The 15,001-nt window shown below is 55.5% G+C and carries 16 protein-coding genes; 4 read left to right on the forward strand and 12 right to left on the reverse strand.

Translation table 11 applies throughout. The annotated features are described in order from the left end of the window. Positions 1 to 68 precede the first annotated feature (68 nt). Positions 69 to 1,124, forward strand: a complete 1,056-nt coding sequence (locus tag ACZ5ER_RS01055) for an AAA family ATPase (protein WP_050002489.1) — start codon at positions 69 to 71, stop codon at positions 1,122 to 1,124. Positions 1,125 to 1,175: 51 nt separating this feature from the next. Here ACZ5ER_RS01055 and ACZ5ER_RS01060 read toward each other — a convergent pair whose 3' ends face one another. The 11 genes from ACZ5ER_RS01060 to ACZ5ER_RS01110 all read right to left on the reverse strand — a co-directional run bounded on the left by ACZ5ER_RS01060 (position 1,176) and on the right by ACZ5ER_RS01110 (position 11,804). Then, positions 1,176 to 1,553, reverse strand: a complete 378-nt coding sequence (locus ACZ5ER_RS01060; RefSeq protein ID WP_050002488.1) for a type II toxin-antitoxin system VapC family toxin — start codon at positions 1,551 to 1,553, stop codon at positions 1,176 to 1,178. After that, the gene (locus tag ACZ5ER_RS01065; RefSeq protein ID WP_050002487.1) at positions 1,523 to 1,753 is read right to left on the reverse strand and encodes an antitoxin VapB family protein; all 231 of its coding nucleotides are present in this window, start codon (positions 1,751 to 1,753) and stop codon (positions 1,523 to 1,525) included. Before ACZ5ER_RS01065 ends, ACZ5ER_RS01060 begins: the two co-directional genes overlap by 31 nt. A 37-nt stretch (positions 1,754 to 1,790) precedes the next feature. After that, entirely contained in the window at positions 1,791 to 1,949 is a 159-nt protein-coding gene (locus ACZ5ER_RS01070; RefSeq protein WP_227738763.1) for a hypothetical protein, read from the reverse strand. After that, on the reverse strand, positions 1,919 to 2,575 hold the full coding sequence (locus ACZ5ER_RS01075) for a hypothetical protein (protein WP_227738762.1): 657 nt from the start codon (positions 2,573 to 2,575) through the stop codon (positions 1,919 to 1,921). The genes ACZ5ER_RS01070 and ACZ5ER_RS01075 overlap by 31 nt, the downstream gene beginning before the upstream one ends. Before the next feature lie 126 nt (positions 2,576 to 2,701). Continuing rightward, complete coding sequence (gene glmA / locus ACZ5ER_RS01080) at positions 2,702 to 5,047, reverse strand: exo-beta-D-glucosaminidase (protein WP_464935043.1); 2,346 nt, start codon at positions 5,045 to 5,047, stop codon at positions 2,702 to 2,704. Positions 5,048 to 5,052: 5 nt separating this feature from the next. Continuing rightward, the gene (glmD, locus tag ACZ5ER_RS01085; protein ID WP_320407206.1) at positions 5,053 to 6,042 is read right to left on the reverse strand and encodes a glucosamine-6-phosphate deaminase; all 990 of its coding nucleotides are present in this window, start codon (positions 6,040 to 6,042) and stop codon (positions 5,053 to 5,055) included. Further along, positions 6,035 to 7,000, reverse strand: coding sequence for an ABC transporter ATP-binding protein (locus ACZ5ER_RS01090; RefSeq protein ID WP_050002485.1), 966 nt, complete (start codon positions 6,998 to 7,000; stop codon positions 6,035 to 6,037). Before ACZ5ER_RS01090 ends, glmD begins: the two co-directional genes overlap by 8 nt. Continuing rightward, positions 7,000 to 7,968: an ABC transporter ATP-binding protein gene (locus ACZ5ER_RS01095; RefSeq protein ID WP_050002484.1), complete on the reverse strand. Its 969-nt coding sequence runs from the start codon at positions 7,966 to 7,968 to the stop codon at positions 7,000 to 7,002. Before ACZ5ER_RS01095 ends, ACZ5ER_RS01090 begins: the two co-directional genes overlap by 1 nt. A gap of 1 nt (position 7,969) precedes the next feature. Continuing rightward, complete coding sequence (locus ACZ5ER_RS01100; RefSeq protein ID WP_050002483.1) at positions 7,970 to 8,902, reverse strand: ABC transporter permease; 933 nt, start codon at positions 8,900 to 8,902, stop codon at positions 7,970 to 7,972. Between the two features lie 2 nt (positions 8,903 to 8,904). After that, positions 8,905 to 9,888, reverse strand: a complete 984-nt coding sequence (locus ACZ5ER_RS01105) for an ABC transporter permease (RefSeq protein WP_050002482.1) — start codon at positions 9,886 to 9,888, stop codon at positions 8,905 to 8,907. Between the two features lie 50 nt (positions 9,889 to 9,938). Next, positions 9,939 to 11,804, reverse strand: a complete 1,866-nt coding sequence (locus ACZ5ER_RS01110) for an ABC transporter substrate-binding protein (protein ID WP_464934614.1) — start codon at positions 11,802 to 11,804, stop codon at positions 9,939 to 9,941. A gap of 200 nt (positions 11,805 to 12,004) precedes the next feature. Here ACZ5ER_RS01110 and bgaS point away from each other — a divergent pair, with 200 nt between their 5' ends. The 3 genes from bgaS to ACZ5ER_RS01125 are packed head-to-tail and all read left to right on the forward strand — an operon-like array spanning position 12,005 to position 14,117. Continuing rightward, a complete protein-coding gene (gene bgaS, locus ACZ5ER_RS01115; protein WP_050002480.1) occupies positions 12,005 to 13,459 on the forward strand; it encodes a beta-galactosidase BgaS in 1,455 nt (484 codons plus the stop codon). Next, complete coding sequence (locus tag ACZ5ER_RS01120) at positions 13,456 to 13,665, forward strand: hypothetical protein (RefSeq protein ID WP_050002479.1); 210 nt, start codon at positions 13,456 to 13,458, stop codon at positions 13,663 to 13,665. The genes bgaS and ACZ5ER_RS01120 overlap by 4 nt, the downstream gene beginning before the upstream one ends. A gap of 2 nt (positions 13,666 to 13,667) precedes the next feature. Continuing rightward, positions 13,668 to 14,117 carry a type II toxin-antitoxin system VapC family toxin gene (locus tag ACZ5ER_RS01125; RefSeq protein ID WP_050002478.1) on the forward strand — a complete coding sequence of 150 codons (450 nt, stop codon included), beginning with the start codon at positions 13,668 to 13,670 and terminating at the stop codon, positions 14,115 to 14,117. Here ACZ5ER_RS01125 and ACZ5ER_RS01130 read toward each other — a convergent pair. Then, positions 14,110 to 14,913, reverse strand: coding sequence for a PIG-L deacetylase family protein (locus ACZ5ER_RS01130; RefSeq protein WP_050002477.1), 804 nt, complete (start codon positions 14,911 to 14,913; stop codon positions 14,110 to 14,112). The two genes, ACZ5ER_RS01125 and ACZ5ER_RS01130, sit on opposite strands and share 8 nt — an antisense overlap. Positions 14,914 to 15,001: the final 88 nt, after the last annotated feature.

The following is a 15,001-nucleotide window of genomic DNA, read 5'->3' on the forward strand; positions in this document are numbered from 1 at the left end:
GATTATCGCCAACACCCCTTCGAAACCCTTATAACTTATGCCCCCATAAGTTACTTACGGTGGCGTAAGTGCTGTTTGACCTCAGACCGAAGGAGAGGAGAGAGGATATTTTCGACAGGGAAAAGGAGTTCAAGGACCTTGAGAAAAGCGTTGAGAGGTATCCTCTGACTCTCCTTCTCGGAATAAGGCGCGTGGGCAAGAGCTCGATACTCAGGGCTTACCTCAACGAGAACCCCGGGATTCTGATAGACTGCAGGGAGCTCTACGCCGAGAGCGGGCACATAACGAAAGATGACCTCATAAGAGAAATTCAGTCGAAAAGGGGACCCCTCCAGAGAACCCTTGCCCGGTTCAGGGTAAAGCTGAACCTCCGGTTTCTTGAGATAGAACCGGAAGAGGCCTCGCTGAGGGAGGTCTTCAGGGGGCTGAACGAAGTCGGCGAGAAAACGGGGAGGCTCATAATAGCCTTTGACGAGGCCCAGTACCTGCGCTTCTACGGCTCACGGGGCGGGAAGGAGCTTTTGGCTTTGTTTGCCCACACCTACGACACTCTGCCAAACCTCAGGATTATCTTAACCGGCTCGGAAGTTGGCCTGCTCCATGACTTTCTTGGCATAGACGACTACGAGAGCCCGCTTTACGGCAGGGTCGGGGGCGAAATCTACGTCAGGCCCTTCGACGAAAAAACCTCAAAGGAGTTCCTGAGAACAGGCTTTAGAGAAGCCGGCCTCGATGTGGATGACGACACCATAAACCGCGCCGTATCAATCATTGACGGAATCCCTGGCTGGCTCGTCCTCTTCGGCGTGAAATACCTTGAAACGAGAGACTTCGAAAAGGCGATGGAAGCAACGCTCAACGTTGCAAAGGGCCTGCTGTTCGGTGAGCTGGAGGAGCTTGAAAGGAGGAGCAGGAGGTACACTGAGATTTTACGGGCGATAGCCCTCGGCTACAACAGGTGGAGCCTGATAAGAGACTACCTCGCCGTGAAGGGTATGAGAACTCCCGAACCACGGTTATACGAACTTCTCAAGAACCTGAAGAAGATGGGGTGGATTGAGGAGGAGAACGGGGAGTACAGATTGGCCGACCCAGTGATTAAGCTAATCCTGAGAGGGTCATAGAGCCTGATTGCACTGGTTGGGCTTTTGCTTTTCCTTTTCCATTCAGTCACATCACTTTTCCAAAATTTTCACCTTCAATCCGTACTCCTCGAAGCGCTTGAAGCCCTCATCGCAGGTGTAGAGCGTTGCGTTGTTGGCTATGGCAGTGGAAGCTATGAGAAGGTCTTTCAGGGGAGGTCGTTTTCCTTTCTTCATGAGGTCTCTGAAAATCGCTCCCGCTACCTTTGCGGAGTTTTCATCGAATTCAACCTTGGGCATCATCTCAAGCATTAGTTCCTCCCTCTCTTTGAGATGACCACAGTGAAGTTCAAAAATGACAATCGTTGGTAAATGATATTCCCTGTTCCCTTCTTGATAGAGCTCTTCCACAATCTTTCCGTTCCCGCCGAAGAGCTCGATTACCACGCTGGTGTCCAGGAGTCCATCCATTCTTCGACCTCCTTCAATTCCTTCTTGAGCTCTTCAAGCTCTTCGGGGGTTCTCGTTCCAAAAGCTATCATGAGCACGTCAAGGTTGCCCTTCTTTTTTTTGCCTATAAGCTCCCGCAGTATCTCGGAAAAGCTCTTGTTACCCTTCATCTTCACGAGCTCATAGTAAACGTCATCGGCTATGGTTATCGTCTTTCCCAAATCCCCTCACCTATAAGTGCATGCACACACGAAATATTTAAAGATTGCCGGCAAACATCTTCCACGTAATCCACAGCTGGGCGACGACGATCAGTGCAAGCGCTAACGCAGTCATTACTCTACTCTTCTTCGACCCGTAGAGACCCACAAGGCCAAAGAGGAAGTTTAGACCCGCCAGCTTGAGGAGAAACTCCACAACCTCGTACTTCTGCCAAGGGCAAAGAGCCGACCAATTAAATCGTCACCGCTGGGGTAAGATAAGTGAAGCGCGATGAGCCTGACAGTAACGAGAACTGCCGTATAAAGGAGGTTCTGCTTTATTGTGACCTCAATAAGCAAACCTCTATCTGGCTCCCTGCCGGTAATGAGCCTGTAGAGGGAAAGCGGGAATACCATCACCCAGATAACCATGGAGACGAGCACAATGAAGAAAGCAAAGATGTATGCCCAAAGGGCTATTCCGTTGAGGAGTCCCCTAACAGGGTCGCCAGCCAGCAGTACGACAGTCGAGAAGAGGCCCCAGAACACGAGGGTTTTTCCAATAATATCAAAAATCTCCTTGGCGAGGTAGAGCCTGCCGTGGGTCTTCTCAATGATTTCTGGAAGGCGCTTTAAGTCCTCCCGCGAGTAGCCGTACCTTTCTAAGGCCTTCCCGACGAAGTGAAGGGCCGCGATGAGAAAGGGCACCAGAAGGACCACGACTGCAATGACGCCGAGGGGGCTTAAGTTGTCCCTCATCTCTGATGAAATCGTCCAGAGCACAACCCAGAAGCCCACGGTGAGGAGCCACGGCATGAGGTAGTCCCTAACAAAGACCCGCATGGATGCTGGTATTCCTAATAAGGCAGACAACTTTTCTCAATCCTCCTGAAAGGAGTCATGCCACCCAAAAGAAATCTTGAATTGTAACAGGTAGGGCAGTGAAAACAGAAAAAACGAATAGAGATGTCAGATTAGGAGCTCAAACTCGTCCCCATGCTCAACGGCAACCCTGAGAACCCCATTCTCAAAGCTCTCGTCCACGATTCTACCCTCAATCGCCTTGACTTCCTCAACGCCCCTCAGCGCGACTTCGCTTGCACCGCTCAGGTGGTTCCTGAAGCGGAGGGTTCTGCTGTCCCCGCCGAGCAGGGTGGCAGTCGAGTAAACGACCTCAACCCCCCCGACCTTAACGCCAAAGGGCATGAAGAGAGCCCCGCGCTTTCTCATCTCGATGCCGTCTAGGAGCTTCGGAACCTCGATTCCCCTATACTTCACCTTTCCGAAGACCCTGTGGCCGCGGGGGTTGAGCACGACGAGGTAGTTGCCGCGCGGAATCGCTATCATGTCCCTGTCGGTCACGCTGAAGTCTCTGTCCACCCCCTGCATCTCCAAAAGCCTGTCAACGAACTTCCGGTGCAGGTCGTGGTAGCTTGTGTAGTACTGGAGCCTGAAGCCGAGGACGATGGCACTCCCCCTCCCCTTCCTAACGAGCGTTCCCGCGGGCTTCCCGTAGTGGAAGACGAAGGGCTCCCCTCCCCTGACTTCCCGAACCGTGTTCCTGACGAGCATTCTGTCTATTCCGTCGCTCTCAACGCTCGTGAACTGGATAAGCCTAACGTTGTCCCTCGCCTCAACCCTCTCAACCTCGACGCCCAGGAACTCTGCCAGGGACGAGTAGGGCTTCATGTTCTCGTCGAGATACGGAAGCATCGGCAGGATTACGAGGTTTCCGCCCCTCTCGACGAACTCAGCGAGCTTGTCCTGGACTTCACGGGACATGAAGTCGAGGGAGTAAACCCAGAGCTGGCCGTAGCCCAGCATCTCCTCCACGCTTGCCTCTTCAAGGTCTAGGACGTCAAAGGGGACGTTGCTCATTGCCAGGAGCGTCAAGAGCCCGCGCTCGCCGAAAAGGTACTCGTTGAGGTTCACGCTCTCCGTCAGACCGTCCCGGAGTCCGAAGGTTGAGAGAGCCTCGTACGGCTCGTAGGTACCGAAGGCGACCTTAGGCCGGAGCTCTGAGCCGGCAAAGCCGGGGTTGTTGAGCAGGAACTCGCCGAGCCACTCTATTGGCTCCACGTGAGGGCGCTCGTCCCCGTCAAGGCTGAGGGGCGAATAAACGTCCCACGTCACCCCGTTGTGGGACTCGTAGCCTTTGGGATTCTCACCGCCGACGTAGAGGTAGTAGTTGATGTTGTGGATTCCAAGGGCGGCTATCAGCGAGTAGAGGTGCTCGGCCTCGTCCGGCTCGATGGTGTGGGCGAGCGAAGCCTGGGTCTCTATACTCAGCGGCGGCGTTCCGAGCCTCTTCTGGTAGAAGCGGTAGATTCCAGTTTTGTAGTAGATGTGGCCGAGCCTGTCCTCCTTGAGGTCGAAGGAGCGGTAGAATGAGTACCAGAACTCAGTCCACAGGTGGACGCTGAGGCCCCTCTCAGTTACATAGCGGTAGAAGTGCCTCCACGCCGCGAGGAGCAGGTACGGGTCGAGTATGCTTATTGGGACGTCCACGTAGCGCTTGAGGTGGTCGTAGAGGGTTTCCACGTAGCGGTTGGTCATCCATATCTTGAAGTGGTGCCAGTCGAGTATCTTCGGCAGGGGCTCGTCTTCGCTCGCGGGGGCGCGGACTTCCGAGTAGTCCCCCACGGGCGTCCCGTAGCGCTCGCTCAGCTCGTCAAGGGTGTAGTTGTCCCTCAGCCACCTCTCCCATAGGCCGCCGGGTCTTATTATGACCTCGTTGTAGTCCGTCAGGAAGGGCTGAAAGATTGTCTCCCAGTAGGACGGCTCATCGTCTATTGACACGCTTATTATCGGTCCGCCGTTGGTGTAGAGGTACTCCCTGATTATTGGGAGGACAGCGTCATACCACTTCGAGACTGCCTCCAGGTAGGTCGGGTGGAGATAGGTAATCGGCGGGTAGTAGATGTCTCCAGGAAGCGGGCCGTTGGGGCCCCTGGCGAGTATCTCCGGGTGTTTCTGGATAAGCCAGTCCGGGATTCCGCCGTTCCTCCACTCGCCGCAGATGTACGGGCCGGGCCTTATGATGACCTTAAGGCCAACTTTGTCCGCCAGCTCAAGGAACCCCACAAGGTCTCTCTGGGGGTGCGTCTCGCCCGTGAAGTCGAAGCTCCCCTCTTCCGGCTCGTGCCAGTTCCAGGCGACATAGGTGTCCACGGTATTGAGGTTGCGCCTCTTCATTTTTTCCAGTCTGTCTCGCCAGCTCTCCCTCGGCACCCTGAAGAACTGGAGCGTCCCCCCGTAGATGAGGAAGCGCTCCCCGTCCAGTATGTAAGTCTTACCATCGTAGCCAACCTTCATCACCATCACCACTTGACCACCTTGCTGAGAAACCTTGGATTGTCCGGATTCAAACCGCGCGATACGGCCTTGTAGTAGGCGAGGAGCTGAATTATCGGCAGGTAGATGACGGGACTTGCAAGCTCGTCCAGTTCGGGGACTTCGATGAAGTAGTCCGCCCCGGTGTCGCGCCTTCCGACGGTGAAAACCTTCGCCCCCTGGTTCTGGAACTCCCTAGTGAGCTTCTCGTGCCAGTCAAAGGGCTCCGTTACAAGGAGAACAACGAGGGTTCCGTCGTCGGCGATTGACTTGAATCCGTGCCTGACCTCGAACGTCGGGTACGCCTCGCTCCAGAAGAGGGCCATCTCCTTCATCTTCAGCATGGCCTCAAGGGCTATCGGGTAGAGTATCCCGGAGCCGAGAAAGATAACGTTTCTGAAATCGAAGCCCTCAACCAGCTCCCTTACGTAGCCCTCGTTCCCGAGAACCTCTTCTGTAAGGGTTGCAACGTGACCGGCGTCGAGGGTCTCCCCCCCGTAGGAGTGGAGCAGTAGCTGGAGGTAAGCGAAGTAAAAGGCCGGGAACGAGTGAGTCATGACGACGCTCTCCTCGTGGGCCGGGACGACAAGGGCGTAGTCTGCCTCCCTTGAAAGGGTGCTCTCGTAGGCCGTCAGTGCGAACTTGGGGACATCAAGAACCCTAAGGGCCTCAACGGCCTCGGTCGTCTCCCCCGAGCGGGATATCGCAACGAGGAGCTCGGGGCTCCCAATGCTGTACCACTCGCGTGAATAGAGAAGTTCGGAGCAGGGGGCGCTGAACCCCCTGCCCCCGAGGCGGGTGGTTGCCATGGCCAGCGGCTGCGACAGGAAGTGGGAACTGCCGCAACCTGTATACACTATCTCTCTCGGTAACCGGAAGTCGTGATTGGCCACGAAGTCCTCAAACGCTTTCTGGGCCTTCATTATTCCCTCAGGAGTCTTTCTAATCTCCTTAATCGTCGAGTGCACCTCACTCACCCCCGTAAAGATGACAGGCAACCCAGTGATCTTTTTCAACCTCAAGAAGGGCCGGGCGCGACCTGAAACAGGTTTTCCTGGCTCTGGGGCACCTGGGGGCGTAGCGGCACCCCTGGAGGGAATACACGGTTTCCTCTTCCTTCTCCGGCTCTATGCCCTTGAACTCCCACTTGACGTTCAAATCCGGGACGCTCTCAAGGAGCATTTTCGTGTACGGGTGGAGCGGGTTGTAGAAGACCTTCTCGGTGTCGCCCATCTCCACCACTGTCCCGCGGTACATGATAATCGTAGAGTCGCTGATGTAGTAGCCGAGGGCCAAATCGTGGGTGACGAAGAGGATAGAAGTCCCGTACCTGTCCCTGAAGTCGCCGAGAAGGTTGAGAATGTCAATTCTCGTGCTTGCGTCGAGCATCGAGACGGCCTCGTCCGCTATGAGGAGCTTCGGCTTCAACAGCAGGGCCCTCGCTATGAGGATTCTCTGGAGCTGGCCGCCGCTGAGCTGGTGCGGGAACTTTCCGCGAATCTGGTCTGGGTTGAGGCCGACCTGGACGAGGGCCTTGTTGATTGCCTCGTCCCTCTCGCCCCTGCTGACGTCAGGGAGGTACGAGTCAAATACAAGGTCAAAGGACCTGTCTATCGGGTACAGGGGGTTAAAGCTCGCAAAGGGGTCCTGGAAGACGGCCTGAACCTGGCGGTAGTAGTCCCGCCGGAGCTCCTTCTTGCTCATCTGGAGGACGTCCCTGCCCTCGAAGAGTATCCTCCCGCCCGTCGGCTGGATTAGGCGCAGGATGAGCTTTCCGATGGTCGTCTTCCCGCTGCCGCTTTCTCCAACGAGGGAAACTATCTCCCCCTTCTTCATGGTGAAGCTGACATCATCAACGGCCCTGATTTCAAAGCCCCCGATTAGGCCGGAGGTGAACGTCTTCGTGAGGTGCTCAACCCTCAGAAGCTCGCTCATCAGTCCTCACCCCCGAGAAGGTGGCAGGCCGCGTAGTGCTCTTCACTCACTTTGGCGAGCCCAGGCTCGACGTGCGGGCACTTGTCGAGGGCGTAGGGACAGCGCGTGTAGAAGCGGCAGCCCTTCGGCGGGTTGAGAAGGCTTATCGGGTAGCCGGGAATTCCCTTGAGCTTCTGCTTTTTGTACTGCACGCCCATTCTCGGCAGGGAGTTGAGGAGGAGCTGGGTGTAGGGGTGGCTCGGTTCGTTGATGACCTCTTCCGTCGGGCCGATTTCGACGACCTTGCCGGCGTACATCACCATTATCCTGTCCGCTATCTTGTCGAGCAACGCTAAGTCGTGGGTGACGAAGATTATTGACTTGACGATTCCCTCTTCCATGAAGTAGTGGAGGAGCTCGATGACGACGCGCTGCGTGGTAACGTCTAAGGCAGAGGTGACCTCGTCCGCGATGAGTAAATCGGGGTTGAGGAGGGTCGAAACGACCATTGTCGCGCGCTGGCGCATGCCGCCGCTGAGCTCAACGGGGTACATCTCGGCGACCTTTGGGGAGAGCTTGACCATCTCAAGCCTCTCACGGAGGAGCTTCTCAACCTCCTCGCGGTCTGTGCGGCCGTGTTCTCTCGCCAAGTCCCAAACGATGTCCTTGATTTTCTTCGTGGGGTTGAGGGCGTTCATGGCGTACTGGGGGATGATGGAGAGCTCGGTGTAGCGGATTTTCCGGGACTCCCTAACGTCCATCGTCATCAAATCCCTGCCCTTGAACAGGGCCCTACCGCCCATGTGCACCATCGGGGGCTTTCTGAGGATTAAGGAGTGGACGAGCGTCGATTTCCCACAGCCGCTCTCGCCGGCTATTCCAAAGACCTCCCCCTCCCTCACCTCGAATGAGACGCCATCAACGGCCTTAACGTGTCCAAGGGGCGTTGAGTAGTACACCCTGAGGTCTTCAACGTTGAGCATTGCCATTTTACTCCCTCCTGAGGCGCGGGTTGAACACTTCCTCAAGGCCGATGTTGATGAAAAACAACGCCGTGATGATGAGGGTGATTATCAGCCCCGGCGGAATGAACCACCACCACCAGCCAAACTGGAGCGCGTTGTAGGCTATTGCCCTCTGGAGGATGTTTCCGAGCGAGACCATTGTGGTCGGGCCCAGGCCTATGAAGTCGAGGGTGGCGCTCGCGAGGATTGCCCCGCTGAACTGCAGGATTCCGGCCATGAAGACATAGGAAATCATGTTGGGCATTACCTCTGTGAAGACAATCTTCAGGTCGCTGAGTCCAGCAAGCTTTGATAGGTGGACGAACTCCCTGTTCTTGAGCGAGAGGGTCTGACTTCTAACGGCCCTTGCGACCCAGGGCCAGCCGGTGAGGCCTATGATGACCGCCTGGACTTCCGGCGTCCTTGCGGACAGGTATGCCGCGACCAAGATGAGGAGCACGATAGAGGGGATAACGAGCATTATGTTGGTGAACATCATCAGGAGCTCGTCCACCCAGCCACCCTTGTAGCCCGCGAAAAGGCCTATCGTTATTCCAAGGGCCGTTCCTATAACCGCCGCGAGGAACGCTATCCACAGGCTCGTCCTCAGGCCGTAGACGAGCCTCGCGTAGAGGTCCTGGCCGTTGATGTTCGTGCCAAGGATATGGAGAACCTCGACCTCCTTGCCCGTGTACGTCGTTATGACCTCCCTGCTCATCGGCGGGAGGGTCTTCTCACCGTAGGAGGCTATTTTAACGCCCTCGACCTTTGTATAGTAGAGGCCGTCCCACGCGAACGGAGTGAGGAGCGGGCCTATGAGAGAGAACACTACAAAAAACATCAGGAGGCCAAAGCCAAACTGGAACTTTCTGTTCCTGAACGCGATTTTAACGACCTCGAACCGTTTCCTCCTGGGCATATTCAACCCTCCGTGTAGCTGGCCCTGACGCGCGGGTCTATGAAGGCGTAAATTATGTCAATCAGGAAGTTGGCCGCGAGGACTGAGATGACGACGATCAGGAACGCTCCCTGGAGGAGGAAGTAGTCCTGGTTGAGGGCGGCGTTCATTATGAGCACTCCTATTCCCGGGTAGTTGAAGACTATCTCCGTCGCAATAGCCCCAGCAACCATCATTCCGAGCTGTAAGGCCAGACCCGTGACCTGGGGCAGAATAGCGTTCCTGTAGGCGTGCTTGGTCATCAGCTTCTCGCTCGCGCCAAGGGCCTCAAGGTAGCGGACGTAGTCGGCTTCAAGCTCGTAGATTATCATGTTGCGCATTCCTATCGCCCAGCTGCCTATCATGACTATGAAAAGGCTCAGGAAGGGCAGAATCCAGTGGCTGAGGAAGCTCTTGATGAACGCCCACGAGAAGCTTGGAACCATGTCGGGCGCGTAGGCGCCAGAATACGGGAGCCAGCCGAGTTTAACACCTATAACGTAGACGAGAATCATCGCGAACCAGAAGTAGGGCATACTCGCGAGGAAGTAAAAGACCGGCATCGTGTACCTGTCATACTTCTTGTTTTTACCCGCGATTGCACCGAGCCAGTTTCCAACAAGCCAGCTCAGAACGATTGCAGGCAGGAGGACGATTATATCATAGGGGAGGGCGTGCCCGATTATACTCGAAACTGGGGCGTTGTACAGCATACTGTACCCCAAATCCCCGTGGAAGAGGTTGGACCAGAAGTTTATGAACTGCTTCCAGAGCGGCTGGTTTAAGCCGTAGAGCTCTTCGTAGAACTTCACGAGCTGAGGGCCCGCGGCGCTACCGCTCCGCGACATCATCGCCTCGATTGGGTTTCCCGGCATAAGCCTTGGGAGGAGCCAGTTGAGAGTCACGGCAAACACGAGGGTTATCACATACACAAAGACCTTTCGTGCGAGGTATTTCTTGAACCCCATTGTTACCCCCACCGCGTTTGTTGTATAGATAAGGAAAAGGAAAGGAGACATCACCTTCTGCGTCTCAACAGGAGCGGGACGACTGCAAGGCCCACAATGAGGGCCGGGCCGCAGATTCCTCCACCCTCTTCATTGGTCGAGCTGGAGGGCGTGCTCGTGGTCTCCTGGGACTGCGAGGGTGAAGTTGTATGAGACTCCGTGGTCGTTGCTGGAGCCTCGCCGGCCGGCTTAACTCCCAGAAGCGCCAGGGCGGTTCCCCAGGTTCCATACTTGGCCCAGAATATCGGGACGCCGTAGGGGTTCTTCTCGTTGGGCCAGTTGGTCCAGTACTTGGTGTTGGCCTCGTAGAACAGGGTGGCCATGTAAACCGGGACGGCGGGAACGTCTTTGAGCCAGATTTCGCTGAGCTTCTTTACGTATTCTGCCTCCTTGTTTGGATCGGTGGTCTTAGAGAACTCGTCAAGCACACCCTGGGCCTCGGAGTTTGTGTAGTTTCCGAAGTTCGCAACACCCCCCTCGCTGAGAAGGGCGTTGTAGACAGCGTAGGCGGTCGGCTGGAAGGTTCCGGACCAGTGGAGACCGAGGTCGAACTCGCCGTTGTGGTACCTGTCCATCATTGCACCCCAGTCGTACTTGTCTATGACGACTTTGATTCCAAGGGCCCTGAGCTGGTTCTGGATTATCTCCGCGGCCGAAATCCAGTCAGAACAGCCGGCACAGGTGACGAGGTGGAGCTCGATTTCTTTGCCGTTGTAGGTTCTCCAGCCGTTCGAGTCCTTCTTCATTCCAAGCTCGTCGAGTATCCTGTTGGCCTCGGCGATGTCCCCGTAATTCCAGCCGTACTTCTCAACGAGGCCGTCGAGGTCTATCTTGTCGGCCCACTTCTGGAGGAGACCGGTTCCAAAGGGTATCTCCGCGGGCTTTCCGCCGATGGGACCGTTCTTAACAATCTGGTCTGGGTTTATGGCCATGGCTATGGCCTTCCTGAACTGCGGGTTGTCCATTGGAGGCTTCTTGGTGTTGAAGTAGAGCAGAACCGGGGCAACCGGCGGGAAGTACGGAGGCTCCTCAAGCCAGCTGGCGAGGTTCGGGTTCTGCTTCTTTGCCTGGACGATGTCAATGTAGTAGGTTCCAACGTCGAGGTCTCCCTTGATGAACATGTTCGCGGCCTGGGAGTTGTCCTTAACGTAGAGCTGGATGATGTATTTCGGAGCCGGTTTGCCGAAGACGTCGTTGCCCCACCAGTCGTCGTTCCTGACGAGAATCGCCTTCTGCTGCTCCACGACCTCATCAAGCTTGTAAGGGCCAGAACCGACAAGGTACTTCTTCTCGTCACCGAGAAACGTCATCTTGGGTATCTGCTTGGGGTCAACGTCCTTGAAGATGTGCTTCGGAATTATGAGGGCACCCTGCCCCCAGCCGTAGAAGAGCTGAAGCTGCCAGAGCTGGTAGTTAGGGGTGCCGTCAAACACGAACTCGACTGTCCTGTCATCCACAACTTTTATCTCCTTCAGGCCGAGGGCAGTCCAGTCCCTCAGCCCAATCTCCTGGTAGTACTCGTAGGAGAACTTAACGTCCTCAGCGGTGAGGGGCTCACCGTCCTGCCATCTGAGCCCTGAGCGGAGCTTGACCTGGAAAACGTTTGGTTCCACCCAATCCCAGCTTTCGGCGAGCCAGGGTTTAAGTTCGCCGGTCATGAAGTTCAGCATCGCGAGGGGCTCGAATATGAGGCCATCGAGACCGATGATATTGCCGCCTTGGAACGGGTTTGCGTTTGTCGGAGGAGCACTGTTGGCAGTGTACAGCGTCTCACTCCTTGGATACATCGAAGCGGCGCTGACTGGAGCAAAACCAAAAACGCTACCGAGCATCACGGCCACAACGGCCATGGCCAGATACCGTTTTGCAGTTTTCATAGTTTGTCACCTCATTATAAACAATGTCAATTTTATAACATTTTGGGATTCTATATAAAGCTTTTGGCGGACGTTTATGTCCCTCAATGCATAAACTGTGCGCAAATTACAGAAATGTGCCCCGCCACACTCAAAAACTATAAAAGCCATAAGAACCACAAATAATTACAAAGTTATAAAACAAAAAGCGGTGAAAGGATATGTCCAACTTCCTCTGGGGTGTCGTGCAGTCGGCTTTTCAGTTCGAGATGGGAGATCCCCTAAGAAGGAATATAGACTCCCGGAGCGACTGGTGGCACTGGGTCAGAGACCCGTTTAACATCAAAAACGACCTCGTGAGCGGAGACCTGCCCGAAGACGGGATAAACAACTACGAGCTCTACGAGATAGACCACCGCCTGGCTAAAGGCCTCGGACTGAACGCTTACCAGCTCACAATTGAGTGGAGCAGGGTATTTCCCTGCCCCACGCGCTCGGTAGAGGTTAAAGTCGAGAGGGACTCCTACGGCCTGATAAAGTGCGTGAAGGTTACAAAGGGAGCCCTTGAAGAACTTGACCGGCTCGCAAACAGGAGGGAGATCCTCCACTACCTGGCGGTTCTCAGGAACCTCAAAAAGCTCGGTTTCACGACCTTTGTGACCCTGAACCACCAGACGCTGCCCATCTGGGTTCACGACCCCCTCTGGACGAGGAGCGACTTCGAGGGGAGCAGGGCGAGGGGCTGGGTGGACGAGGACAGCATAATCGAGTTCGTAAAGTTCTCGGCCTATTCGGCCTGGAAGTTCGGCGAGCTGGTCGATTTCTGGGCGACCTTCGATGAGCCCATGGTGACCGTCGAGCTCGGCTATCTGGCCCCGTACGTCGGCTGGCCGCCGGGAATCCTAAACCCCGAAGCAGCGAAGCGCGTTGTAATCAACCAGATGGTGGCGCACGCGAGGGCGTATGACGCGATAAAGGAGCACACAAAAGCGCCAGTTGGGATAATACTCAACATAATCCCAGCCTACCCACTAAACCCCAGCGACGCCAGGGACGTCAAAGCCGCCGAGAACTACGACTACTTCCACAACAGGCTCTTCCTGGAGGCCCTGAACCGGGGTAGGGTTGACCTGGAGCTTGACTGGAACCCGGTAAAAATCCCCCACCTGGAAAGAAACGACTGGATAGGCAACAACTACTACACGAGAGAGGTCGTCAAGTGGGTTGAGCCGCGCTTCAAGGAGCTCCCGATGGTGACCTTCGTTGGGGTTGAGGGCTACGGCTACTCCGGGAACCCGAACGGCGTCTCCCCGGACAACAATCCGACTAGTGACTTCGGCTGGGAGGTCTATCCGAAAGGGTTATACGACTCCACCGTGGAGGGCGCAGAGTACGGGAAGCCGGTTTACATCACCGAGAACGGCGTGGCAGACTCAAAGGACATACTCCGCCCAAGGTACATAGTTGAGCACGTGGAGGAAGTCAGGAGGCTCGTCGAGAACGGAATAGACGTTAGGGGCTACTTCCACTGGGCGCTGACCGACAACTACGAATGGGCCATGGGGTTCAAAATCCGCTTCGGCCTCTACGAAGTGGACATGATAACAAAGGAGCGCATACCAAGGAGGAACAGCGTTGAAACGTACCGCAAGGTTGTAAAGGAGGGATTGGAATGAAGACGATAGCGGTTGATGAGAAGACGTGGAAGAAGATTAAGATGCTCAAGGACAAGCTCGATGCCCGCTCCTACGACGAGGTTCTTCAGAAGCTCATAGAGACGTGGCACCTCGTCGAGCTCGACAAGAAGGTGGACAACGTAATCGTTGATGAGGAAGAGGCAGAAACTCTGATTAACATACTCGAAAAGAAGAAGGGGAGTTGACCATGCCGCTGCCTCCCGACATAACCTTCGACAGCATAACGCTCCTCAAAATGCACACAGCGAAGAGAAAGAGACAGCTAGAAATAACGCTCGCCAAGTTCAACGTCTCCCTCTCGATAATAACAGTCTACCGCTACCTCTCGGCCAAGGCCTACCTCAAGAGGAACGTCGAGAAGGAGCTGGAAGTCCTCAAGGACATCTACAACATAATCCCTCTCGACGACAGGATAATAACCAAGGGGGCCCAGATAGAGGGCCAGCTCCTCCAGAGGGGCATCATGCTCGACCTTGAGGACATACTGACGGCCTCAACGGCAATATGCACCAACAGCCTCCTCGTAACGGACAACCCCAAGCGCTACGAGCCCATAAGGCAGTTCGGCCTCGACACGATGCCCCTGGAGAAGTTCCTCGGCGAGCTCGAAAGGATAGTGAAGAAGGAGCTCAAATGAGCTCCGCAAAGGGCGTTATGTGCAGGAACAGCCCGGGGATAAAGCGCAGGCCTTCGGCGTACTTTGTCCCGACCTTTTTTCCATAATACAGCGCCACAGTCCTGAGGAACGGCTCCCACTTCTCCCAGACATCGTCGGTGAACTGGCTCCGGTGGGCCCTGACCGCCCTCAGCTTCAGCTTCATAAGGTCGGTTATATCAACGAAGTAGTTGGGCTTCGCGGTGTAGTAGAAGCCGAGGACATCAACCTGGTGGGGCTCTATGCCCAGCTGGAGGTCGCTCGGAACGACGTTTGGCAACGGGGAGAACGAAACTGCCTCAAGGGCGAGCCTGCCGGCGGTTACGTGGTCGGGGTGGGCCTCATACGGCAACCAGGGGTCGGGGGCGAGAACGGCGTCAGGCTTCTCGCGTCTTATGACCTTGATTATCTGGTTCCTCGCCTCAACGGTGTAGGGGAGCTCCGTATCTTTGTAGCCGAGCCAGATAATCCTGTTCACGCCGAGCATTTTTGCACTCTCTTCCTCCTCCCGCCTGCGGGTTAATGCCAGCTCGTGGGCGCTAACACTTTCATCGGTGGTTCCCATTGAGCCGTCGGTGAGGCAGAGGTAGACGACTTCCTTCCCCATCTCAGTCAGCTTCCTTATCGTGCCCCCCATGCCGATGACGCAGTCATCAGGGTGGGGCTCAATGCAGAGAACCTTGTCCACGTCATTGAGCGGGTTCTCCAGGTCAAAATCCAGCTTGTCTATAAGCGCTTTCAGGGCGGATTCAAAGTCATCAAACTCCTCGAAGGCCAACTCAACCACCGCCGTTTTATAAAAATTGTCAATTTTATAATGTTTTTGGTTGGTTTCTACCCAGCCTGTGTGACGACATGGCCAACAT

It is taken from the genome of Thermococcus marinus (genome assembly GCF_055389025.1).

What these genes read in the sequence shown, in the direction of transcription:
- ACZ5ER_RS01125 (WP_050002478.1), top strand. Translation starts at nt 13,668, where the DNA reads ATGCCGCTGCCTCCCGACATAACCTTCGACAGCATAACGCTCCTCAAA.
- glmA (WP_464935043.1), bottom strand. Translation starts at nt 5,047, where the DNA reads ATGAAGGTTGGCTACGATGGTAAGACTTACATACTGGACGGGGAGCGC.
- ACZ5ER_RS01090 (WP_050002485.1), bottom strand. Translation starts at nt 7,000, where the DNA reads ATGAGCGAGCTTCTGAGGGTTGAGCACCTCACGAAGACGTTCACCTCC.
- ACZ5ER_RS01120 (WP_050002479.1), top strand. Translation starts at nt 13,456, where the DNA reads ATGAAGACGATAGCGGTTGATGAGAAGACGTGGAAGAAGATTAAGATG.
- ACZ5ER_RS01110 (WP_464934614.1), bottom strand. Translation starts at nt 11,804, where the DNA reads ATGAAAACTGCAAAACGGTATCTGGCCATGGCCGTTGTGGCCGTGATG.
- ACZ5ER_RS01100 (WP_050002483.1), bottom strand. Translation starts at nt 8,902, where the DNA reads ATGCCCAGGAGGAAACGGTTCGAGGTCGTTAAAATCGCGTTCAGGAAC.
- ACZ5ER_RS01095 (WP_050002484.1), bottom strand. Translation starts at nt 7,968, where the DNA reads ATGGCAATGCTCAACGTTGAAGACCTCAGGGTGTACTACTCAACGCCC.
- ACZ5ER_RS01105 (WP_050002482.1), bottom strand. Translation starts at nt 9,888, where the DNA reads ATGGGGTTCAAGAAATACCTCGCACGAAAGGTCTTTGTGTATGTGATA.
- bgaS (WP_050002480.1), top strand. Translation starts at nt 12,005, where the DNA reads ATGTCCAACTTCCTCTGGGGTGTCGTGCAGTCGGCTTTTCAGTTCGAG.
- ACZ5ER_RS01075 (WP_227738762.1), bottom strand. Translation starts at nt 2,575, where the DNA reads ATGCGGGTCTTTGTTAGGGACTACCTCATGCCGTGGCTCCTCACCGTG.
- ACZ5ER_RS01060 (WP_050002488.1), bottom strand. Translation starts at nt 1,553, where the DNA reads ATGGATGGACTCCTGGACACCAGCGTGGTAATCGAGCTCTTCGGCGGG.